Source organism: Pantoea sp. X-Soil-ISGK-421, from assembly GCF_059730785.1.
The window spans coordinates 2,135,486-2,158,555 of the sequence record NZ_AP035979.1; the positions used below are offsets into that span (position 1 = coordinate 2,135,486).

A 23,070-nucleotide genomic window follows, 5' to 3' on the forward strand; every position below is an offset into this window, starting at 1 on the left:
CGGAGCGACCAACAAAAATCCCGCCGAATATGCGATGTAACACAGATAATTTCACCTTTCACGCCTGTAGCAGCGTGAAAGGTAAGCAAGTGCTGATTATTTAGCAGCCTGCCCTGCTTTATCCCCTTTTTTTACCAGGGATTCTTTTAGCTGTCCAATTAACTCACGACGAAAATCGCCGAGGCGCGGCTTATCATCTTCCAGCCACGGCAGCGGACGACACAATTCCATCGCTTTAATGCCGAGACGTGCGGTAAGTAAACCGGCGCCGATCCCTTGGGCAGCGCGGGTGGAGAGCCGTGCTGCAAGATCCTGCGACATCCAATCCATGCCGACTTCACGCACCAACTCCGAAGCCCCGGCAAATGCCATATTGAGCAGCACTAAGCGGAACAAGCGGATGCGGCTAAAGTAGCCGAGTTCGATGCCATAAATCGCCGCGATGCGATTCACCAGCCGCAGATTGCGCCAGGCGATAAATGCCATATCGACCAATGCCAGCGGGCTGACAGCAATCATCAGCGTCGATTCGGCAGCGTGACGGCTGATCTCACGACGCGCCTGACGATCCAGCACCGGCTGCACCAGCTGAGCGTATAAGGTGACGATTTCGCGATCGTTGTGGGTTTCGTGCAGCGCCGCATGCCAACGTTGCAGTGCGGGATGGGCTTGATCGAGTTGCGCCTGCTGCGCCAGTTTTTCACAGAACGCCCGGCCTTTCCCCACGCCGTGGCTGTGCAGCAGTTCGCGGCCAATATCGCGCTCTTCGGCACGCTGACGCAGACGATATAAACGCCGCCATTCGCCAATTAGCGCCCCCGCACCCGCCGCAACAATGAAGGTACCGGCCACGCCGGTGCCCAGCGTAAACCAGTCGCGCACCATCCACGCATCGTGCAGCGTTTGCGCGCCCTGCGCCACCACGCTAACACCGAAAATAGCAAGACCCACGCCCACCATTTTACGCCACAGGCTGCGTTTGGGACGCAGCGCGGCTTCCACCACTTTTTCGCCTTCACCCTCTTCCAGTGGCTCAACTTCCGCGGTGGCAAGAAAGGCATTTTCAGCTTCCGCACTAAAGGTCTGCGCGGCGCGCAGCGGCTTTTCCGCTTCCACCGTCAGTGGGCGGGCAAAATCAATCCGCCCTTTTAAAGGTGTTTCGTCGCTCATCGCAATTTATCTCCCAGTAAAAATTCCAGCGCCGCATCCATACGAATGTGCGGCAGCGGCCGGTCAACATCCAACTGCTGCGGTCGGAACTGTTCAAACTGAAAACCCTGTTGCTGCCAGAAGCTATTTCCCGGCAAGCGCGGCGGCACTTCGCCAGGATAAAATGTCAGCGCTTCGTCATCGGCAAGACGATGCCCGCGCAATGCCGGCAACTTCTCACCACGATGGTCGACCAGCCCACTTTCGGTAGCTTGTACCGCGGCCAAACCAAGGCAATCCATGTTAATGCCTTCAAACGCCGCGTTCTGCCATGCGTCCTGCACCAGCTGCTGCAACAGTGACACCATGTTAGCGTGCTGATCCGAGGTGACATGATCGGCTTTGGTAGCGGCAAACAGCAGCTTATCGATCACCGGGGAAAACAAGCGGCGAAACAGCGTGCGCTGGCCGTAGTGGAAGCTCTGCATAAGTTGGGTCAACGCCAGACGCATGTCATTGAACGCCTGCGGTCCGCTATTAAGCGGTTGCAGACAATCAACCAGCACGATTTGCCGATCGAAACGCAGGAAATGATTTTTGTAAAAACCTTTCACCACGTGCTGGCAGTAATAGTTGAAGCGTTGCTGCAGCATGGCAAAGTTGCTGCCCGCCGGTGCTTGCGCCAGTTTGCTGATCTGCATCTCCTCGACTTGCGGCCAAGGGAAAAACTGTAGCGCTGGCGCACCGGCCATATCGCCAGGCAACACAAAACGACCTGGCTGAATAAAATGCAACCCTTCGGTTTTGCATTGATGCAGGTAATCGGTCCATGCAGCCGCAATCGCCGCCAGACGATTTTCATCGGCAGGCGCAAAAGGATCGAGATCGGCACACAAACGGCGCCACTCGGTGGACCAGGCCGCGCGGTCGCCTTGCAGCAGGCCCACCATCTGGCGTGACCAGCTGAGATAATCCTGCGCCAGCATCGGCAGATCCAGCAGCCATTCACCGGGATAATCGACAATTTCAAGGTACAGCGTAGCGGTATCTTTGAAGTGGCGCAGTAGCGATTCATCAGGACGATAGCGCAGCGCCAGGCGCATTTCGCTTACGCCGCGCGTCGGCGTCGGCCATATCGGTGGCGTACCGTAAAGTTGCGCCAGACCTTCATCATAGGTGAAGCGCGGCGTGCCGAGTTCGCGCTGTGGTACGCGCTTTACGCCCAGCAGGCGATCTTCGCGCACCACGGAAAACAGCGGCAAACGTGCGCCGCTGTGGACATTGAGAAGCTGGTTAACCAGCGAAGTGATAAACGCGGTTTTGCCGCTGCGGCTCAAACCGGTTACAGCCAGGCGCAGATGACGGTCAACACCGCGGTTCATCAGCGCCACTAATTCATTTTGCAGTCTTTTCATCGTTCTCCCTGATGAATCGTGCTGATAAGCGTTTAAACGCTTTGCTCAGCAACGGTTCCAGGGCGGCCGCCAGCAACAGGCGCAGCGGACGGCGCGCCACCGATTTCACAGCCCAGCCAGCAATACCGCCAGGCCCGTAAGTTACTGCACTAATGATGATAAATTTCCCCGCCGACATCAACGCAGGTGTCGCGCGACGGCGCAGAGCAGTAAAACGTTGAGTTTGCATAGAGCCTCTTACCTTAATGTAGAAGAAGCGAGCCCATTAGCGGGCTCGGGGATAAAAATCAGATTTGGCGGAAGCGGCTACGCACGCTAAATGTTTCCGAGGTGACATAGCGTTCAATCTCACGCACGTTACGTTCGTCGCTGTGTAGCGTGGCTTCCAGCTCGTCGAGCAGTTCCCGTGCGCTCGGTGTGCGTTCAACCGAGGCATCGGAAGGTTTCTCGTCGAGCACAAAGCCCAAAATAAAATAGGCAATAATGGTGAACATAAATAAGCCAAGGAACAGCGACAGCACCACAATCACCCGCAACAAACGCACCGGGATGTCGAGATATTCCGCCACACCGGCGCAAACACCGCGCACTTTTCCCTGCTGCGGAATGCGCCACAATTTACGGCCATTCATCATGGTTGCCTCCAGTTCGGATGTTCGGCATCCAAAATGGCTTCCAGTGCTTCAACACGCTCACGCATGCGGCGTGCATCCTGGGTAATTTGTTGTAAACGCTGCAGGTCACTCGATGATAAATCGGTGCCGCCGTTACGTTTATTGCTGTAATGCAGCCATAACCAGATCGGCGCCACAAACAGCACGAAAATAGTTAGCGGTATGGCGAGAAAAAGTGCGCTCATTAATTCGACTCTCCTTAATCATTGACACCCTTTTAACTCGGGCCTGATACCAGGCCCGTGGCGATCACTCTGGGCGATTCATTTTGGCTTTCAGCGCGGCCAGCTGCTGGCTGATTTCATCGTCGGCTTTCAGCTCGGCGAACTCCTGATCCAGACCTTTTGGTTTACCAAAACGCTGGCTTTCTGCTTCCGCTTCCATGTGATCGATACGACGTTCAAAGGATTCGAAACGTGCCATCGCATCATCAATCTTGCCGCTGTCGAGCTGACGACGTACATCGCGTGAAGATGACGCAGCTTGATGACGCAGCGTTAACGCTTGCTGACGCGCACGGGTTTCAGTGAGCTTTTTCTCTAGCTCACCAATCTCACCCTTCATGCGACCCAGCGTCTCTTCAACTTGAGTCGATTCCTGCTGCAGCGTAACCATTAAATCGGTCAGTTTCTGCTTTTCAATTAATGCCGCACGGGCTAAATCTTCTTTACCTTTATTGATCGCCAGCTCGGCTTTTTCCTGCCATTCAGCCTGCTGAATTTCAGCCTGTTCAATGCGGCGCAGCAGCTGTTTCTTTTCTGCCAGCGCGCGGGCTGAAGTAGAACGGACTTCCACCAGCGTGTCTTCCATTTCCTGAATCATCAGGCGTACCAGTTTCTGCGGATCTTCGGCGCGCTCCAGCAGAGAGTTGATGTTAGCGTTCACGATGTCGGCGAAACGAGAAAAAATACCCATAATGATGTTCCTCAAATTTTGTATGTAGGTGCGCGAGGCGCTCTTTACTAATACAATTCGCGTGCCAACTTTTAATTTGTTGATTTTAGGTGATTTATTTATTTTACAACTTCCAGAACATCACCTAATGTAGTGAAATTGATTAATCAGTGGCGAATTTCATCATGGCAAATGGCAACGACAATCTGTTAGGCGAATCCAATAACTTTATTGAGGTACTGGAACAGGTTTCGCGCCTGGCGCCACTGGAAAAACCGGTATTGGTGATTGGCGAACGCGGCACCGGTAAAGAGCTGATCGCCAGCCGCCTGCATTACCTGTCCAACCGTTGGGAAGGCCCATTTGTTTCTCTCAACTGCGCCGCGCTCAATGAAAACCTGCTCGATTCTGAACTGTTCGGCCATGAGGCAGGCGCTTTTACCGGTGCGCAAAAACGCCATTTAGGACGTTTCGAGCGCGCTGATGGCGGCACGCTGTTTCTCGATGAACTCGCCACCGCGCCGATGCTGGTACAGGAAAAACTGCTGCGTGTCATTGAATATGGTCAGCTGGAGCGCGTTGGCGGTAATCAATCTTTGCAGGTGAATGTGCGATTAGTTTGTGCGACCAACGAAGATCTCCCCGCGCTTGCCGCTGCCGGAAAATTCCGCGCCGACCTGCTCGATCGCCTTGCCTTTGATGTGGTACAGCTGCCGCCGCTGCGTGAACGTCGCAGTGATATCTTGGTGATGGCCAATCATTTCGCCATTCAGATGTGTCGCGAACTCGGCTTACCGCTCTTTCCCGGCTTTAGCGATCGCGCGCAGCTGACGCTGTTGAATCACCGTTGGCCCGGCAACGTACGCGAACTGAAGAATGTGGTTGAGCGTTCGGTTTATCGCCATCATAGCGCCGACGTTGAGCTGGATAACATCATCATTAACCCGTTCGCCCCCCGCACGCCGCCAGCCGACGCCATCGCGCAAGCGGTCGACTCGGCCTTGCCTTCCCTGCCGCTGGATTTACGTCAGTGGCAAAACCAGCAAGAACGCGAGTTGGTTGAAGCGAGTTTGCAGCAGGCCAAATACAACCAGCGCCGCGCCGCCGAGTTGTTGCGCGTGACCTATCACCAGTTACGCGCCATGATGAAAAAGCATGGCATCCAGGCGCGCGACGAGGATTAGCCAGGTCGCCATAATCAGTTAAGCGTGCATCGGTCGCCATGAATGGCGCCCCTACGAAAGCGGCGGGTTTTTTAGCCTACCGCACGGTGTTTTTTCTAACTGTTTCGCGCGGAAGCAAGGCGGCAAGCGAGGACATCCCTGGGAGCATACACAAGTATGTGACCAGGGTTGACGCGCGCAGCCAACGCAGCATCCGCGCGAAACAGGACGAAAAAAAAGCCCGCAACAGAGTGCGGGCAACTAATACTGGAAGCAATGTGAGCAATGTCGTGCTCTTCTTCGGTAGAGCCACCGTCGAAGCGCAGATGAATAATAATCATTCTTATTATCATCTGTAAACCCCTAATTGAGAATTTTTCTCATTTCCACACTAATATTGTGATTACCTCATCGCCGCACTGGCGAAAAACACAGCAAAAGTGTCGCGAATTTGGGGAGTACGTGACGTTTGGGATACACTCTCGCTATTGCCTCAGAATCGTTGAGTTCTATGCCAAAATTATTCCCCTCTCTGCTGCTGGGTCTCAGCATGATGAGCGCGTCAGCGTGGGCCGCGCCAACCGACAACATCCGCAACAGCGGTTTTGTCTATTGTGTTAACGGCACGGTTAATACCTTTAATCCACAAATGGTCAGCAGCGGCTTAGTCGTCGATACGCTGGCAGCGCAGTTGTATGACCGGCTGCTGGACGTGGACCCTTATACCTATCGGCTGATTCCTGACCTCGCCCAGAGCTGGGAAGTGCGTGATAACGGCGCAACTTACCGTTTCCACCTGCGGAAAGATGTCGCCTTCCAGCACACTAACTGGTTTAAACCGACGCGTAAGATGAACGCCGATGATGTGGTGTTCAGCTTTGCGCGCATGTTTGACCGTAAACATCCGTGGCACAACGTCAACGGCGGCAGCTATCCCTACTTTGATAGCCTGCAGTTCGCCGATTCAGTGCAGAGCGTGAAAAAGCTCGATAGCGATACGGTTGAAATCCGCCTGAACAGCCCTGACGCCTCTTTCCTCTGGCATATCGCCACCCATTACGCCCCGATTTTGTCGCATGAATACGCCAATAATCTCAGCGCTAAAGGCCAGCAGGAACAGCTGGATCGCGAACCGGTCGGCACCGGCCCGTTCCAGCTGAGCGAATATCGCACCGGACAATATTTACGCCTGGCACGTAATCCGCAGTACTGGAAAGGCGTTCCGCGTTTGCAGCAGGTGGTGATTGACTTAGGCGTGGGTGGCACCGGACGTCTATCCAAACTGCTGACCGGTGAATGCGATGTGCTGGCCTATCCTGCCGCCAGCCAGCTGAGTATTTTGCGCGACGATCCGCGTCTGCGCATGACGCTGCGGCCTGGCATGAATATCGCCTATCTGGCGTTCAACACGCGCAAGCCACCGCTCGATAGGCCGGAAGTGCGTCATGCTCTGGCGCTGGCGATTAATAATGAACGTCTGATGGAGTCCATCTATTACGGCACCGCCGAAACCGCGGCCTCTATTTTGCCGCGGGCGTCCTGGGCGTATGACAATGATGCACGTGTGACCGAATATAATCCGGCCAAAGCGCGTGAGGCGTTGAAAGCGCTCGGGCTGGAAAATCTGCATTTGCGCTTAGTCGTGCCGTCATCGTCACAGTCGTGGAATCCCAGCCCGCTGAAAACCGCCGAGCTGTTACAAGCGGATTTGGCCCAGGTTGGCGTGCGCGTCACCATCGCGCCAGTGGAAGGTCGCTTCCAGGAAGCACAGTTAATGGAGATGAATCACGATCTCACCCTGACCGGCTGGGCAACCGACAGCAACGATCCCGACAGCTTCTTCCGTCCGCTGTTAAGCTGCGCGGCGATACGTTCGCAGACCAACTACGCGCACTGGTGTTCGCCCGCATTTGATGAATCCTTACAACATGCGCTGTTGTCGCAGCAGCTGTCGGCGCGCATAGACAGTTACGACAAAGCGCAGCAGATTTTGGCGCAGGAGTTGCCCGTCTTACCGCTGGCCTCATCGCTGCGTTTGCAGGCCTATCGCCATGATATTAAAGGATTAGTGCTAAGCCCGTTTGGTAACGCCTCATTCGCTGGCGTTTACCGCGATGAGAGCAGCGAGGAATAAGCATGATTATCTATATTTTGCGTCGAGTGGTGCTGCTGCTGATCACCCTGTTTTTATTATCGCTGGTGAGCTTCAGCCTGAGCTACTTCACACCGAATGCCCCGCTCGAAGGCGCCTCGCTGTTTGATGCGTGGTGGTTCTGGTTTAAGGGCCTGCTGCAGTTTGATTTCGGTGTTTCCAGTACCAATGGCCAGCCGATCGATCTTCAGCTGGGCGAAGTGTTTCCCGCCACGCTGGAGCTGTGCGTCATGGCGTTTATTTTGGCGCTGCTGGTGGGTATTCCGCTGGGAATTTGCGCCGGCGTGATGCGCAAAAAATGGCAGGATAAAGCCATCAGCGCGCTGGCGCTGCTCGGCTTCTCGATGCCGGTGTTCTGGCTGGCGCTGCTCTTTACCCTGTTCTTCTCGTTAACGCTCGGCTGGTTGCCGGTTTCCGGGCGTTTCGATTTGCTCTATCCCGTGCAAAATATAACCGGTTTTGCACTGATTGATGCCTGGCTGAGCCCGTCGCCATCGCGCCATGAAATGCTGGTCAGCGCCTTGACGCATATGATTCTGCCGGTGGTGGTGTTGGCTGTTGCGCCAACCACGGAGATGATCCGCTTACTGCGCAGCAGCACCAGCGATGTGATGGACAAGAACTACGTCAAAGCGGCCGCCACACGCGGATTATCGCGTTTCACAGTGATCCGCCGCCACGTGCTGCACAATGCGCTGCCACCGGTGATCCCGCGCCTTGGGCTGCAATTTTCCACCATGCTAACGTTAGCGATGATTACCGAAGTGGTGTTCAACTGGCCGGGCCTTGGCCGCTGGTTGATTAACGCTATTCGTCAGCAGGATTACGCAGCGATTTCCGCTGGTGTGATGGTGGTTGGCGGGCTGGTGATTATGGTTAGCGTATTGTCCGATATTCTCGGTGCGGCGCTTAATCCGTTGAAACATAAGGAATGGTATGCCCTTAGATAATGTCTACGACGAGAAGCGGCTGCCCAGCACGCTGCGTCGCAGCTGGCAGCGCTTGTATCGTGATACCAGCGGCATGATCGGTTTGTACGGCTTTGGCATGCTGCTGTTTCTGTGCCTGTTTGGCGGCTTGCTGGCGCCATACGGCATCGATCAGCAATTCCTCGGTTATCAGCTGCTGCCGCCGTCGTGGTCGCGCTATGGTGATGTTTCTTTCTTCCTCGGCACCGATGATTTAGGCCGCGATGTGCTTAGCCGCTTGCTGAGTGGCGTGGCGCCCACCGTGGGGTCGGCCATGCTTGTGACCGTATTAGCGGCGCTTTGTGCGCTGGTACTCGGCGTGTTTGCCGGTATCACGCACGGTGTGCGCTCAGCGGTAATGAATCACGTGCTGGATACCTTGCTGTCGATTCCCTCGCTGCTGCTGGCAATTATCGTGGTGGCGTTTCTCGGCCCGCGTCTTGAACACGCGATGTTGGCGGTATTTCTGGCGCTGATCCCACGCCTGGTGCGCGAGATCTATACTGCTGTGCATGACGAGATGGAAAAAGAGTATGTGGTGGCGTTGCGCCTCGATGGTGCGCGTAACCTGAATATTTTGTGGCATGCGGTGCTGCCCAATGTGCTGCCGCTGCTGGTGAGTGAGTTTGCTCGCTCGCTGTCCATGGCCATTCTGGATATCGCCGCACTCGGTTTCCTCGATCTTGGCGCGCAGCTACCCTCACCTGAATGGGGTGCGATGCTCGGTGACGCGCTGGAGCTGATCTACGTTGCGCCCTGGACGGTGATGCTGCCGGGCGTAGCGCTAATGGTTAGCGTATTGATCGTTAACCTGCTGGGCGACGGCATTCGTCGCGCAGTAGAAGCGGGAGTTGAATAATGCCGCTATTGGATATCCGTAACCTGACCATTGAATTTATGACCGCTGACGGTCCGGTCAAAGCGGTTGATCGCATCAATCTGACGCTCACCGAAGGCGAAATCCGCGGTCTGGTGGGTGAATCAGGTTCCGGCAAAAGTCTGATCGCCAAAGCGATTTGCGGCGTCACCAAAGACAACTGGCGCGTGACCGCCGATCGCATGGTGTTTGATGATATCGATCTGCTGCGCCTGTCACCGCGCGAACGCCGTCGCATTATCGGCCATAACGTGTCGATGATTTTCCAGGAGCCGCAATCCTGTCTCGATCCGTCTGAAAGCATTGGGCGCCAGTTGATGCAGGCCATTCCGCGCTGGACCCACAAAGGCCGCTGGTATAAACGCCTATGGTTCTGGCGCAAAGTGCGGGCTATTGAGCTGTTGCATCGCGTCGGCATCAAAGATCACAAAGACATCATGCGCAGTTTTCCGTACGAATTGACCGACGGCGAATGCCAGAAAGTGATGATCGCCATTGCGCTGGCCAATCAGCCGCGTTTGCTGATCGCCGATGAACCGACCAACGCGATGGAACCGACCACGCAAGCGCAGATTTTCCGCCTGCTGAGTCGCCTCAATCAGAACAACAACACCACCATTTTGCTGATCAGCCACGATCTGCGCACCATGAGCCACTGGGCCGACCGTATCAATGTGATGTACTGCGGCCAAACGGTGGAGAGTGCTCAGAGTGAAGAGTTGATGGATACGCCGCATCATCCTTACACGCAGGCACTGATCCGGGCGATGCCCGATTTTGGTAGCGCGCTGCCGCATAAAAGCCGTCTGAATACGCTGTCTGGCGCGATTCCGTCGCTGGAACACCTGCCGATTGGCTGTCGTCTGGGGCCGCGTTGCCCGTATGCGCAACGTAAGTGTATCGAAACGCCGCGCCTGACCGGCAATAAAGCGCATCTGTTCGCCTGTCATTTCCCACTGAATATGGAGAGCCAGTAAGCATGGAAACGCTACTGGAAGTGCGCAATCTGAGTAAAACCTATCGCTATCGCACCGGGCTGTTTCGTCGTCAGCACGTTGAGGCGGTGAAAGGCGTGAGTTTTACCCTGCGCGAGAAACAGACGCTGGCGGTGATTGGTGAAAACGGCTCGGGCAAATCCACGCTGGCGAAAATGCTCAGCGGTATGGTCGAGCCCAGCGAAGGCGAAATGCTGATTGACGATCATCCGCTGGAGTTCGGCGACTACGGTTATCGCAGCCAGCGCATTCGCATGATTTTTCAGGATCCGTCAACCTCACTCAACCCGCGTCAGCGTGTGAGTCAGATTCTTGATTTCCCGCTGCGCCTGAATACCGAACTGGATGATGAAGCGCGCGAAAAGCGCATCATCGCCACGCTGCGCCAGGTGGGTTTGCTGCGCGACCACGCCGGTTACTATCCCCATATGCTGGCACCGGGCCAGAAGCAGCGTCTGGCGCTGGCGCGTGCGCTGATTCTGCAGCCAAAAGTGATCGTCGCCGATGAAGCCCTCGCCTCGCTGGATATGACCATGCGTTCGCAGCTGGTGAACCTGATGCTGGAACTGCAAGAGAAGCACGGCATTGCCTATATTTATGTCACGCAGCATCTTGGCATGATGAAGCACATTAGCGATCAGGTGCTGGTGATGCATCACGGCGAAGTCGTGGAGCGCGGCGGCACAGCCGATGTTTTGGCCTCGCCGTTGCACGACCTGACCAAACGGCTGATCACCAGTCACTTTGGTGAAGCCTTAACCGCCGAAGCCTGGCGCCGCGAGCGTTAAGGCGCGGAAAACGCGGTGCGATTTACCGCATTTGTAGAGACGTGCTAGACTTCGCACGAGATTAACGTCGGTCGCCTACTTTTCAACCATCGCGACCGCCAACAACAATGACCAAAAGGATTACAGCTATGGGTTTTCTTTCCGGTAAGCGCATTCTGATTACTGGCGTTGCCAGTAAACTCTCAATCGCCTACGGTATTGCGCAGGCGATGCACAAACAGGGCGCAGAACTGGCTTTCACCTACCAGAACGACAAACTGAAAAGTCGTGTGGAAGAGTTTGCTAAAGATCTGGGTTCAGACATTGTTCTGCCATGCGATGTGGCTGAAGACGAGAGCATTACTGCGCTGTTCACCGAACTGGCAAAAACCTGGCCGAAATTTGACGGTTTCGTTCACTCCATCGGTTTCGCACCTGGCGATCAGCTGGATGGCGACTACGTGAATGCCGTTACCCGTGAAGGCTTCAAAATCGCACACGACATCAGCGCCTACAGCTTTGTGGCGATGGCAAAAGAGTGCCGCGCGATGCTGAACCCGAATTCTGCCCTGCTGACCTTGTCTTACCTGGGTGCAGAGCGCGCGATCCCGAACTACAACGTAATGGGTCTGGCGAAGGCCTCGCTGGAAGCCAACGTGCGCTATATGGCGAACGCGATGGGTCCAGAAGGCACGCGTGTTAACGCCGTTTCTGCGGGTCCAATCCGTACCCTGGCGGCGTCAGGCATCAAAGACTTCCGTAAGATGCTGGCACACTGCGAAGCGGTGACCCCGATTCGTCGTACCGTTACCATCGAAGACGTAGGTAACTCTGCTGCCTTCCTGTGCTCTGATCTGGCGGGTGGTATCACCGGTGAAGTGGTACACGTTGATGGCGGCTTCAGCATCGCCGCAATGAACGAGCTGGAACTGAAATAAGCTACGTTGGGTCGCCATTCATGGCGACCTCTTTTGCAAAACATCCCTCCTTATACTCGTAAGCTATTAATTATTCCCCATCATTCTTTTGCCGTGGACAGCCGTTCAGCGACGATAAGCCAGCCCTTTGTTGTATGCCTGCTTTTCAGATTCGCACGCTGTGCAGCAAGTCCGTTTTTAGCGAAAGGAATGACCATGGAACAACGCCGTTCTCCCGGCCATGACCACTGGTTTTATGAAAGCCAGACTCGTCCGAATAGCACCGCCACCGCACCGCTGGTGCCCGAAGCCGCCTATATCGAAGATCGTTTCCTGCTGGGTTTGCAACAGGAAGCGACAGCGTTACAGCCGCTGCTCTCGCGATTTCAGCCTGCTTTATTGGCCGCGCGCGATGTCAGCCAGCTTCTGTTTCCCGATACGTTCACCACCAGCTTGACGCACACGTTGACGCTGTACGATCGCCTGAGCACCGCGCTAACTGTTGCGCAGGTCGCCGGTGTGCAGCGCTTATGCAACCACTACTCTGCCCGACTTAATCCATTGCCCGGCCCCGACTCTTCACGCGAAAGCAATAATCGTCTGACGCAAATTACCCAATATGCGCGGCAGTTGGCGATGCAGCCCGAACTGATCACCGCTAATAGCATCAGCGCGCTGGACGCGGTGGGATTAACCGAGCCTGATATTGTCACGCTGAATCAATTGGTGGGGTTTGTCAGCTATCAGTCGCGCGTGGTGGCGTCTTTGCAGGCGATGATGGGCCTGCCGGTGCGCTGGATTCCGGGCGTTTCGCCGCCGCCAGATGCTAATGCGGAGCTGTTTACGCGTAATGACGACTGGCAGCACGCGTTAAAACCGGTTCAACTGCGCTACGCCAGCGCCGATCAGTTGGCAGCAGTTACCTTCTGTCAGGGGATTAAGGGGTTGGATGATGCCATGTGGCTGCTGGTGCATGATGCGCAAGCGCTGTACGGTTTCGCTACCCTGAAGCAGCGGCTAAGCGAACATTTCGCGCAGGATGAAGTATTGGCGCAGGCAGTCAGCGCGCGGGTGCTGGGTTGTCGACGCCAGTTTGATCACGTGCCTGATGAATGGCGCGCTGCGCTATTGCAGGATGTAGAAAGCGCAAGCACGACATCGTCGGTGATTTCACTCAGCGCCCAGCTCACTCGCCTGCCCGATCGCTTCAGCGCTGCACATTTGCAGCCGCTGCTGAACGCCGGCTGGGGCAGCGAACGCCTCTTTACGCTGTTACACGCGGTAGCCTTTGCCAGCTGGCAGGATCGCTTGCTGATGGCGCTCGGCGAATCACGTTAATCGGGTAGATGCCTGCGCGCTTCATCAAAGAAATGCTGAGCCAGCGGCGATGCTCTGCCCGGCTCGGCAATCACTAATGCCGCCTGCCTGCCCATCGGTGCCATCTCAATTGGCCGCCGCGCCAGATTCTGCATCAGCCCCGGCAACAAATGTCCGCGTGGCGATACCATCACGCCGAGGCCAACCTGCGCACTTTGCAACAGTTGCATGATCGACGCGCTCTCAACGATGACGCGCGGAATCAGACCGGTTTCACGCAGCTGCCCATCAAGATAGCGACGAAAATAGCGTGTAGGCTCCGCCAGACACAGCGGCTGACTGGCCAGCGTGGCGAGCGAGATGCTCTCCTGCTCTAGCAGCGCCGGGAAATGCGCCGGACTGAACAGCGCTTCGACGCCTGGATCTTTCAACAGCGCGGTTTGGAAATGCAGCTCACGCAGTGACGTCAGTTCAAAGAAGCCGATACCGCCATCCACCGTGTGGCTGTTGAGCGCTTCCAATAGCTGATCGGCGCTCATCGCGGCAACGCGATAATCGAGCTGCGGATATCGCGCTTCCACCGCTTTTAATAACGCTGGCAATGCCACGCTGCACTGCGGCATCACACCCAGCCGCAACGTGCCGTTGACGCCATGCTTGAGCGACTCCACTTCCAGCTTCAATCCCTGATATACCGAGACAATCTCCCGCGCCCACGTCAGTACGCGCTCGCCTTCTGGCGTAAAGCCATCGAAATTGTTGCTGCGGTTAATCAGCGACAGCCCTAATTCGCGCTCAAGATTTTTTAAACGCATCGACAAGGTCGGCTGGCTGACAAAACTGGCTTCTGCCGCGCGACCAAAGTGGCGTTCGCGCTCCAGATTACACAGATAAATTAATTGTTTGATGTCCATGGAAAGCAGAATTGGCTGGAAAACAGCAGTGTATCATGGCGGATGTCGCTGCGCTGATGCCACGCGCAGCGACAGCGCGTTACGCCACGCCGAGGGCAGTTTTTACGTCGTTGGCGATCTTCTCGACCTGCGGACCGTAAATCACCTGCACATCATGTTCGCTAACGCGATTAATGCCGTTCGCGCCGGTAGTGAGTAGCGTTTGATCAACGACTTCATTCATCTGTTTCACCCGCACGCGCAACCGCGTAAAACAGCAATCGATGTCCTCTATATTGGCTTCACCGCCTAGCCCGCTGATGATCACTCTGGTACGTTCATCGGCGGTCACCAATTCAGGTTTCTGCTCCTCGTCCGATTCGCGCCCCGGCGTTTCCACGCGCATGCGGGTAATGACAAAACGGAAGCCGTAGTAGTATATCGGCACATAAATCACGCCAAGGACAATCGTCCACCACCAATGGGTTTTGCTGCCGCCAAGGATGCCGAATACCACCAAATCGATCGCGCCGCCCTGCACGTTACCAATCATCAGATGCAGCATCGACATCAACATAAATGACAGGCCGGTTAACAGCGCATGCAGGATATACAGCACCGGCGAAACGAAGATGAAACAGAACTCCAGCGGTTCGGTGATGCCGGTGGTGAATGAGGTCAGCGCACCCGCCAACACCAGCGCTTTGACGCGCTGTTTATGCTCGGGTCGCGCGGTGTGATAGATCGCCAGCGCAGCGGCCGGCAAGCCAAACATCATCACCGGAATTTTGCCCTGGGCAAGAAACTGCGTGGCGCCACGCACCGTAGCGTCCGGGATGACGCCAGGATGTGTCAGCGAAGTGTTGAAGATGTTGAGCGCCCCGACGATGCTTTGCCCATCAACCGTTGCCATGCCGCCAATGGGGGTAAAGCGCACCGTTTCATTGAGAATGTGATGCAGGCCGGTGGGAATCAGCAGGCGTTCACTGGTACCAAGCAGAAACGCACCATATTGCCCACTTTTACCAATCATCAACCCCACCCACGCGATCCCTGCGCCGATAGTCGGCCATATTAAGGCCAGCAGCACGCCGACCAGCGGCAGAACCACCACGGTGACAATCGGCACAAAGCGGCGCCCGCCGAAGAAGCTGATCGCCGTCGGCAGCTGCTGAGTGTAAAAGCGGTTATGCAGCAGCACGGTAATTAGTCCGGCAATGACGCCGCCCAGCACACTCATGTTGTAAGTGAAGATGCCGAGCATGTCGATATATTCGGCCGACGTCATCATCGCCGCGGTTTGGTCCATGCCCGCTTTCTGCAGCGCTTCTGGCGTGGTGGTCGCCGCCGTTAATCCTTTAGACGCCAGCGTTGAGCTGATACCGACGTTCATGGCGATGTAGCCAATGACGGCGGCAAACGCCGCCGTGGGTTTCTCCGCTTTCGCCAGCCCGATAGCGCTGGCCACGGCAAAAAACAGCGGCAGATTGGCGAACAGCGCGCCCGCCACTTTGCGGATGAACCCGATGATCAGTTGCGGCACTTGCATATTGGCGAAAGCATCGCCGGTGATGGCCGGATTTTGCATCGCGGCGGCTAACCCGAGAAAGATCCCGGCGGCGGCGATCACCGAGATCGGCATCATTAAGGCTTTACCGAAGGCGTGAATTTGGCTGGCCAGATTCTTCATGCTGCGTGCCCTTTTCAAAATGGAAAGAGCAATTATTAGTCAGTTATCTCGGCAACACGTAACCGCAACCCCTTACCACCCGGGAAAGTTTGACTTAGGTCACGTTCTTCACGATAAGCGCCGCCTATCGCACCATTAAACCAATCAATTAGACAACTTTTAAAGAGAGACGCACACTTCCCGCTAACAGAAGACATATTCTGATAACAACTCATAAACAAATAAGCCTGCAACTATGAAATTTAAACGTAAGATTCAACCCTATCGCGCAGCAGCAGGCGGCTGGGGTTCATTGGAAGCCACCACCCGTTTCGTCCTTGATAGCAAATCTGCGCTGAAAAACATGCGCAACCTGATGCGCATGAACAAAGCGCGCGGTTTTGACTGCCCCGGATGCGCCTGGGGCGATGATAATAAAAGCACCTTCAGCTTCTGTGAAAACGGCGCGAAAGCGGTGACGTGGGAAGCCACGCGTCGTATGGTTGAGCCGGAATTTTTTGCCCAACACAGCGTCAGTACCCTGTATCAGCAGAGCGATTACTTCCTTGAGTATCAGGGACGCTTAACCCATCCAATGCGCTACAACCGCGCCACCGACCACTACGAACCGATCAGCTGGGACGATGCGTTAGCCTTGATTGCTCGCCACCTGCAGGCGATGGATCACCCGAACCAAATGGAGCTTTACACCTCCGGCCGCGCCAGCAACGAAGCATCATGGCTTTATCAGCTTTTTGGCCGCGTAATGGGCACCAACAACTTCCCTGACTGCTCCAACATGTGCCACGAAGCCAGCGGCACCGGCTTGAAGCGCAGTATCGGCGTCGGTAAAGGCACCATTCGTCTGGACGATTTTGATCACGCCGATGCGATTTTCGTCCTGGGTCAGAATCCGGGCACCAACCATCCGCGTATGCTGCACAGCCTGCGCCATGCGGCCGATCACGGCGCGAAGATCGTCACCTTTAACACACTGCGTGAGCGCGGTCTGGAACGGTTTGCCGATCCGCAGAAGCCGCTGGAAATTGTCACGTCAAAGGCGGGTACGATTAGTTCTGCCTATTACCAACCGAATCTCGGCGGCGACATGGCAGCGATTCGCGGCATGGTTAAAGCCCTGCTCGAACGCCAGCGTGCACGCCTGGCGGCCGGTGAAACAGGGATCTTCGATCAAGCCTTTATCGATGCCAATACGCAAGGCGTAGAGGACTATCTCGCGGCGGTAGATAACACGCGCTGGGATGATATTGTGCGCCAATCCGGTCTGAGCGAAGTGCAGATTCGTGAAGCGGCGACGATTTATCAACGTGCCGAACGCGTCATCGTGACCTGGGCGATGGGCATTACCCAGCATAAACACTCGGTTGATACCGTGCGCGAAATTACTAACCTGCAGCTGCTGTTTGGTCAGTTAGGCAAAAAAGGCGCTGGCCTGTGTCCGGTGCGTGGCCACAGCAATGTGCAAGGCAACCGCACCATGGGCATTGATGAGAAGCCAGGCAAGCCCTTCCTCGATGCACTGGGCGCCCATTTTGATTTCGAGCCGCCGCGCGAGCACGGTCATAACACCGTTGAAGCGCTGAACGCGATGCTGCGTGACGAAGTGAAAGTGCTGATTGCGTTGGGCGGAAACCTTGCCGCTGCCGCGCCAGATTCACCGGTAACCGAAGAAGCGCTGCAGCATTGCGGTTTGACTGTGCACATCAGCACCAAACTCAATCGCAGCCATCTGGTGCCGGGCCATGAAGGTTTGATTCTGCCGACGCTGGGCCGTACCGAACGCGATCGCCAGGCAAGCGGCAATCAGTACATTACCGTTGAAGACTCCTTCAGCATGGTGCACGCCTCAGAAGGTGTCGGCATTCCATTGGCGGAGACGCAGCGTTCCGAAACCGCGATTGTTGCGGGTATTGCTCATGCGACGTTAGGCAGCGACAAAATCGACTGGCTGGCGATGGCAGGCAATTATGATTTGATTCGCGATCACATCGCCGCCACCATTCCAGGCTTTGCTGATTTTAATAACAAGTGCGACATGCCAGGCGGTTTCTATCTGGGTAACGCGGCGGCCGAGTTGCGCTTCAACACGCCAAGCAAACGGGCCGAGTTCAGCGCTGCCGCCCTGCCGACCTCGCTGTTCCCGCAGTTGGGCGATGTTGCGGTGCCGTTCACGCTGCAAACCCTGCGTTCACACGATCAGTACAACACCACGATTTACGGCCTCGATGACCGTTATCGCGGCGTGTATGGTCAGCGTGAAGTGGTGTTTATCCATCCGGACGATATGGCGTCGCTGGGCTTTGCTGAGGGCCAACTGGTGGACATTGAGACGCTGTGGAATGACGGTTTGACCCGTCGCGTCAGCGGTTTCAAGCTGGTGCCGTATAACATTCCGCGCGGTAATCTTGCGGCTTATTATCCGGAAACCAACCCGCTGGTGCCGCTCTCCAGCTTTGGCGACGGCAGCGGCACCCCGACCTCAAAATCGGTACCGGTGAAGCTGGCATTAACCGCCGCTGCACCCTCACAACGTATCGCCTGACCAAAGCGTTATCAGAAGGTAAAAAGCCGCGTAAAGCGGCTTTTTAGCCTGTTTTGGCCTTGCCGCGCGCACGCGATTCGCGTAAAACTGTCAGCCGCTCTTAGGCCACGAAACTATATAAATTATGTTCCAGGATAATCCGCTGCTCGCGCAGCTTAAAGAGAAGCTTCACGCGCAGACTCCGCGCGTCGAAGGTGTTGTTAAAGGTACGGAAAAAGGCTTTGGCTTCCTTGAAGTTGACGCCCAGAAAAGCTACTTCATTCCGCCACCGCAGATGAAGAAAGTGATGCACGGCGACCGCATTTCTGCCGTGATCCACACCGATAAAGACCGCGAGAGTGCCGAGCCGGAAACCCTGGTTGAGCCGTTCCTGACCCGCTTTGTCGGCCGCGTGCAGAAAAAAGACGATCGTCTGTCCATTGTGCCGGATCATCCGCTGTTGAAAGACGCGATTCAGTGCCGCGCCGAACGTGGCGTAACCCACGATTTCCAGAACGGTGATTGGGCGGTGGCGGAAATGCGCCGTCACCCGCTGAAAGGCGATCGCGGTTTCTATGCCGAACTGACCGAGTTCATTGTCACGGCGGACGATCATCTCGCACCGTGGTGGGTCACACTGTCGCGCCATAACCTCGAACGTCAGGCTCCGGACGTTGGTTTTGGTGAGATGCTCGACGAAAATTTGCAGCGTGAAGATCTCACTGCGTTGAATTTCGTCACCATCGACAGCGCCAGCACCCAGGATATGGATGATGCGCTGTACGTGGAAGAAGCCAGCGATGGCAAACTGATTCTGACCATCGCAATCGCCGATCCAACCGCATACGTGCCGGAAGGCAGCGAGCTGGATAAGCTGGCGTCAAAACGCGCTTTCACCAACTATCTTCCGGGCTTTAACATCCCGATGCTGCCACGCGAACTCTCTGACGACGTCTGCTCACTGCGTCCGAACGAGCGTCGCCCAGCGCTGGCGTGCCGCGTTACCGTGTTGAAAGATGGCAGCCTGGCCGATGACGCCCATTTCTTTGCCGCGTGGATCGAGTCCAAAGCTAAGCTGGTGTATGACGACGTTTCCGATTGGCTGGAAAACAGCGGCAGCTGGCAGCCTGAGAACGACGCCATTGCTCAGCAGATTCGCCTGCTGCATCAGGTTTGTCTGGCGCGCAGTGAATGGCGTCAAACCCACGCGCTGGTGTTTAAGGATCGTCCGGACTACCGTTTTGTTCTGGGTGAGAAAGGCGAAGTGCTGGATATCATCTCCGAACCACGCCGCATCGCGAATAAAATCGTTGAAGAGTCAATGATTCTGGCTAACGTCTGTGCCGCGAAAGTGCTGCAGGAGAAACTGGGCTTCGGGATCTACAACCTGCACACCGGTTTTGATCTGGCCAATGCTGAGCAGGCCGCTGGCGTGCTGGCCGGCCATGGCATCACGGTTGATCCGCAGGCGATCACGACGCTGGAAGGCTTCCGTCAGCTGCGTCGTGAACTCGATGCGCAACCTACCCAGTATCTCGACAGCCGTATTCGTCGCTTCCAGTCGTTTGCCGAAGTCGGCACCGAACCGGGCCCCCATTTCGGCCTCGGTCTTGACGCCTACGCAACCTGGACTTCGCCGATTCGTAAGTTCGGCGACATGATTAACCATCGTTTGCTGAAAGCGATTGTGCGCGGCGACAGCACTGCCCGTCCGCAGGATGCGCTGACAACCATCATGAGCGAACGTCGACGTCTCAACCGCATGGCAGAACGCGATGTCGGCGACTGGCTCTACGCACGCTTCCTCGCGCCGTTCGCCGGTACCGACCGCAAGTTCAGCGCCGAAATCATCGACGTGTCACGTGGCGGGATGCGCGTCCGTTTACAGGAAAATGGTGCGGTGGCCTTCATCCCTGCGCCATTCATCCACGCGGTGCGTGATGAGCTAGTGTGCTCACAGGAAAGCGGCACTGTGCAAATTAAAGGTGAAGTCGCTTACCGCGTAACTGACATCATTGATGTGACCATCGCTGAAGTACGCATGGAAACGCGCAGCGTGGTTGCTCGCCCAGCCGTCTGAGCATGAATACGTGCGGGATAACAGCCGTTATCCCGCATTTCTCTCTGTCCGCTTTAGCAAATGTTAAATTTGCATTCCGCTTCACACTTCTCGTGCCTTCGCCTGTCGTTAACAATTCATTACATTACTTTTAACTTGTTGTATTCGATCGCCTCTTTTACCGGTCTCTACAAGGAGTTAACTCATGAACAACGTCAAAACCAGTGTTACCTGGTTAGCGGTGGCGTTAGTTGGCGCGGGCGCCTTTGCCATGCTGGCCCTCAGCCGTGGCGAACACGTCAACGCTGTCTGGCTGGTGATTGCCTCTGTCGCCTGCTACAGCATTGCCTATCGCTTTTACAGCCTGTTTATCTCTAAACGTATTTTTGAGCTGGATGACCGTCGCCGTACGCCGGCGGAGCGTTTAAGCGACGGCCTCGATTATGTACCCACCAATAAATGGGTGCTGTTTGGCCACCACTTTGCAGCGATTGCGGGTGCGGGCCCGTTGGTTGGCCCGATCCTCGCGGCGCAAATGGGCTTTTTGCCTGGCACCATCTGGATTTTGGTCGGTGTGATGTTTGCTGGCGCGGTGCAGGACTTCCTGATTCTGTTTATCTCGACCCGCCGTGATGGCCGCTCGCTTGGCGAGATGGCGCGTCAGGAACTGGGTTCGTTCGCCGGTGTGGTCACCATGCTGGGCGCACTGGGCGTGATGATCATCATTCTCTCGGCGCTGGCTTTGGTGGTAGTGAAGGCGCTGGCCAACAGTCCGTGGGGCTTGTTTACTATTGCCGCGACCATTCCGATTGCGCTGTTTATGGGCGTGTATATGCGTTTCCTGCGCCCGGGTAAAATCGCGGAAGTATCGATAATCGGCTTTGTGCTGATGATGGCGGCAATCATCTACGGCGGCAACGTGGCAGCCGATCCCTATTGGGGCCCGCTGTTCACGCTGAAAGGCACGGAGTTGACGTGGGTGCTGGTAATCTACGGTTTTATCGCCTCTTCGCTGCCAGTGTGGCTGCTGCTGGCACCGCGCGATTATCTCTCCACCTTCCTGAAAATCGGCGTCATCATCGGCCTGGCGATCGGCATTCTGTTTGCCATGCCTGAGATGAAGATGCCTGCAGTGACCAAATTTATTGATGGCACTGGGCCGGTGTTCTCCGGTGCGCTATTCCCGTTCCTGTTTATCACCATCGCCTGTGGCGCAATTTCGGGTTTCCATGCGCTGGTCTCAAGCGGCACCACACCGAAGTTGGTCGAGCGCGAAAGTCATATCCGCTTTATCGGCTATGGCGCAATGCTGATGGAATCGTTCGTGGCGATTATGGCGCTGATTTGCGCTTCAGTGCTCGATCCGGGCGTCTACTTTGCCATGAACTCACCCGCTGCATTGATTGGTACCACGGTAGAAAGTGCTTCGCAGGCAATTAACGGCTGGGGCTTTGTGGTAACACCAGAGATGCTAAGTGGTATTGCGCGAGACGTTGGCGAAAGCACTATTCTTTCGCGTGCCGGTGGCGCACCCACCTTCGCGGTGGGCATGGCGCATATCATCACCGACGTGTTTAACAGCCGCGCGATGATGGCGTTCTGGTACCATTTTGCCATTCTGTTTGAAGCACTGTTTATTCTGACCGCTGTTGATGCCGGTACTCGCGCCTGTCGCTTTATGGTGCAGGATCTGGTGGGCACTGTAGTGCCGTCGATGGCCAATAACCGTTCATGGTTGGGCAATATGGCGGGCACCACCGTCGCTGTTGCGGGCTGGGGGTTCTTCGTCTATCAGGGCGTCGTCGACCCATTAGGCGGTATTAATACCCTGTGGCCGCTGTTTGGTATCGGTAACCAGATGCTGGCGTCGATGGCGCTGATACTCGGCACCGTGGTGCTGTTTAAAATGAAGAAGCAGCGTTACGCATGGGTGACGATTATTCCCACCGCCTGGTTGTTTATTACCTCAATGACCGCTGGCTGGCAGAAGATCTTCCATGAGAAGCCGTCGATTGGTTTCCTTGCGCAGGCCAACAAGTTCCGCAAAGGGATTGATGACGGTATCGTCATCGCGCCCGCCAAAACCGTCGCCGACATGCAAACCATCGTCTTCAGCAATCAAATTAACGCGGCCCTGTGCGCCTTCTTTATGCTGGTGGCCGTGACCATGCTGGTGGCAGCGTTCTTTGTGATTCGTCGTGCGCTCAACAGTGCGGTGCCAACCACCCATGAATCCGAGATCTCATTGCGTAAAGAGGTGAGAAATGTCTGAGTCCATTTATCATTGGAGAAAACCGACCGGCGCGTGGCATATTCAGCAGTGCTTACCAATCGCACCCGCAGCATCTGGGCAAAATCTTACGCGCTGGCAGCGCATCTGGCAGGGTTTGCAGCAAAGTTTTCGTTTAATGGTCGGCGTTCATGACTATCAAACTTATCTGAAGCATATGCGTGAACATCATCCAACTCTCGCCCCGATGGATGAGCGCGCTTTTCACCGTCATTGCCTCGATGCACGCTTTCCCAGCCAGGCCGGAAAACTGGGTAAGTGCCCGTGCTAAAACACTTCAGCCCCGCTTGTCGGGGCTTTTTCGTGCCATTCTTTAGTAAAAACAAAAA

The 23,070-nt window shown here is 55.7% G+C and carries 21 protein-coding genes; 13 read left to right on the forward strand and 8 right to left on the reverse strand.

The window, feature by feature from the left end:
* Nucleotides 1-96 precede the first annotated feature (96 nt).
* From AC6I8K_RS09930 to pspA, 6 genes are all read right to left on the reverse strand, one after another.
* A complete protein-coding gene (locus tag AC6I8K_RS09930; RefSeq protein WP_064738781.1) occupies nt 97-1,170 on the reverse strand; it encodes a TIGR01620 family protein in 1,074 nt (357 codons plus the stop codon).
* Nucleotides 1,167-2,564, reverse strand: a complete 1,398-nt coding sequence (locus AC6I8K_RS09935) for a YcjX family GTP-binding protein (protein ID WP_497826651.1) — start codon at nt 2,562-2,564, stop codon at nt 1,167-1,169. Before AC6I8K_RS09935 ends, AC6I8K_RS09930 begins: the two co-directional genes overlap by 4 nt.
* On the reverse strand, nt 2,545-2,793 hold the full coding sequence (gene pspD / locus AC6I8K_RS09940) for a phage shock protein PspD (RefSeq protein WP_007888070.1): 249 nt from the start codon (nt 2,791-2,793) through the stop codon (nt 2,545-2,547). The genes AC6I8K_RS09935 and pspD overlap by 20 nt, the downstream gene beginning before the upstream one ends.
* 58 nt (nt 2,794-2,851) lie before the next feature.
* Nucleotides 2,852-3,199 (reverse strand): envelope stress response membrane protein PspC, encoded by a 348-nt coding sequence (gene pspC, locus AC6I8K_RS09945; RefSeq protein WP_497826652.1) that lies wholly within the window; start codon nt 3,197-3,199, stop codon nt 2,852-2,854.
* Nucleotides 3,196-3,423: an envelope stress response membrane protein PspB gene (pspB, locus tag AC6I8K_RS09950; RefSeq protein ID WP_064738785.1), complete on the reverse strand. Its 228-nt coding sequence runs from the start codon at nt 3,421-3,423 to the stop codon at nt 3,196-3,198. The genes pspC and pspB overlap by 4 nt, the downstream gene beginning before the upstream one ends.
* A gap of 64 nt (nt 3,424-3,487) precedes the next feature.
* On the reverse strand, nt 3,488-4,153 hold the full coding sequence (pspA, locus tag AC6I8K_RS09955) for a phage shock protein PspA (protein ID WP_483817469.1): 666 nt from the start codon (nt 4,151-4,153) through the stop codon (nt 3,488-3,490).
* A 164-nt stretch (nt 4,154-4,317) separates the two neighbouring features.
* On the opposite strand from pspA, the gene pspF reads away from it, so the two are divergent.
* The 9 genes from pspF to AC6I8K_RS10000 all read left to right on the forward strand — a co-directional run bounded on the left by pspF (nt 4,318) and on the right by AC6I8K_RS10000 (nt 13,309).
* Nucleotides 4,318-5,316, forward strand: coding sequence for a phage shock protein operon transcriptional activator (gene pspF, locus AC6I8K_RS09960; RefSeq protein WP_497826653.1), 999 nt, complete (start codon nt 4,318-4,320; stop codon nt 5,314-5,316).
* A 38-nt stretch (nt 5,317-5,354) separates the two neighbouring features.
* Entirely contained in the window at nt 5,355-5,654 is a 300-nt protein-coding gene (locus AC6I8K_RS09965; protein WP_483817471.1) for a hypothetical protein, read from the forward strand.
* A gap of 152 nt (nt 5,655-5,806) precedes the next feature.
* A complete protein-coding gene (sapA, locus tag AC6I8K_RS09970) occupies nt 5,807-7,429 on the forward strand; it encodes an ABC transporter substrate-binding protein SapA (RefSeq protein ID WP_064738789.1) in 1,623 nt (540 codons plus the stop codon).
* Between the two features lie 2 nt (nt 7,430-7,431).
* Nucleotides 7,432-8,397, forward strand: coding sequence for a putrescine export ABC transporter permease SapB (gene sapB / locus AC6I8K_RS09975; protein WP_497826654.1), 966 nt, complete (start codon nt 7,432-7,434; stop codon nt 8,395-8,397).
* Nucleotides 8,384-9,274, forward strand: a complete 891-nt coding sequence (gene sapC, locus AC6I8K_RS09980) for a putrescine export ABC transporter permease SapC (protein WP_064738791.1) — start codon at nt 8,384-8,386, stop codon at nt 9,272-9,274. Before sapB ends, sapC begins: the two co-directional genes overlap by 14 nt.
* Nucleotides 9,274-10,269 carry a putrescine export ABC transporter ATP-binding protein SapD gene (gene sapD, locus AC6I8K_RS09985; protein WP_483817473.1) on the forward strand — a complete coding sequence of 332 codons (996 nt, stop codon included), beginning with the start codon at nt 9,274-9,276 and terminating at the stop codon, nt 10,267-10,269. Before sapC ends, sapD begins: the two co-directional genes overlap by 1 nt.
* A gap of 2 nt (nt 10,270-10,271) precedes the next feature.
* Nucleotides 10,272-11,075 carry a putrescine export ABC transporter ATP-binding protein SapF gene (gene sapF, locus AC6I8K_RS09990; protein WP_064738793.1) on the forward strand — a complete coding sequence of 268 codons (804 nt, stop codon included), beginning with the start codon at nt 10,272-10,274 and terminating at the stop codon, nt 11,073-11,075.
* A 128-nt stretch (nt 11,076-11,203) separates the two neighbouring features.
* A complete protein-coding gene (gene fabI, locus AC6I8K_RS09995; RefSeq protein WP_007892455.1) occupies nt 11,204-11,992 on the forward strand; it encodes an enoyl-ACP reductase FabI in 789 nt (262 codons plus the stop codon).
* 195 nt (nt 11,993-12,187) lie between these two features.
* A complete protein-coding gene (locus AC6I8K_RS10000; RefSeq protein ID WP_497826655.1) occupies nt 12,188-13,309 on the forward strand; it encodes a CMD domain-containing protein in 1,122 nt (373 codons plus the stop codon).
* On the opposite strand, the gene AC6I8K_RS10005 is transcribed toward AC6I8K_RS10000, so the two are convergent.
* Together AC6I8K_RS10005 and AC6I8K_RS10010 are read right to left on the reverse strand one after the other, a co-directional pair.
* Entirely contained in the window at nt 13,306-14,202 is an 897-nt protein-coding gene (locus tag AC6I8K_RS10005) for a LysR family transcriptional regulator (RefSeq protein WP_064738795.1), read from the reverse strand. The genes AC6I8K_RS10000 and AC6I8K_RS10005 overlap by 4 nt on opposite strands.
* Before the next feature lie 79 nt (nt 14,203-14,281).
* On the reverse strand, nt 14,282-15,871 hold the full coding sequence (locus tag AC6I8K_RS10010; RefSeq protein ID WP_497826656.1) for a PTS transporter subunit EIIC: 1,590 nt from the start codon (nt 15,869-15,871) through the stop codon (nt 14,282-14,284).
* Nucleotides 15,872-16,106: 235 nt separating this feature from the next.
* Between AC6I8K_RS10010 and AC6I8K_RS10015 the strand changes: the two genes are divergently transcribed.
* The 4 genes from AC6I8K_RS10015 to AC6I8K_RS10030 all read left to right on the forward strand — a co-directional run bounded on the left by AC6I8K_RS10015 (nt 16,107) and on the right by AC6I8K_RS10030 (nt 23,012).
* Nucleotides 16,107-18,413, forward strand: a complete 2,307-nt coding sequence (locus tag AC6I8K_RS10015) for an FdhF/YdeP family oxidoreductase (RefSeq protein ID WP_483817476.1) — start codon at nt 16,107-16,109, stop codon at nt 18,411-18,413.
* A 124-nt stretch (nt 18,414-18,537) separates the two neighbouring features.
* Nucleotides 18,538-20,472: an exoribonuclease II gene (locus AC6I8K_RS10020; protein WP_497826657.1), complete on the forward strand. Its 1,935-nt coding sequence runs from the start codon at nt 18,538-18,540 to the stop codon at nt 20,470-20,472.
* A 184-nt stretch (nt 20,473-20,656) separates the two neighbouring features.
* Nucleotides 20,657-22,723, forward strand: a complete 2,067-nt coding sequence (locus AC6I8K_RS10025; protein WP_483817478.1) for a carbon starvation CstA family protein — start codon at nt 20,657-20,659, stop codon at nt 22,721-22,723.
* Nucleotides 22,716-23,012 (forward strand): YbdD/YjiX family protein, encoded by a 297-nt coding sequence (locus AC6I8K_RS10030; RefSeq protein WP_483817479.1) that lies wholly within the window; start codon nt 22,716-22,718, stop codon nt 23,010-23,012. The genes AC6I8K_RS10025 and AC6I8K_RS10030 overlap by 8 nt, the downstream gene beginning before the upstream one ends.
* Nucleotides 23,013-23,070 lie beyond the last annotated feature (58 nt).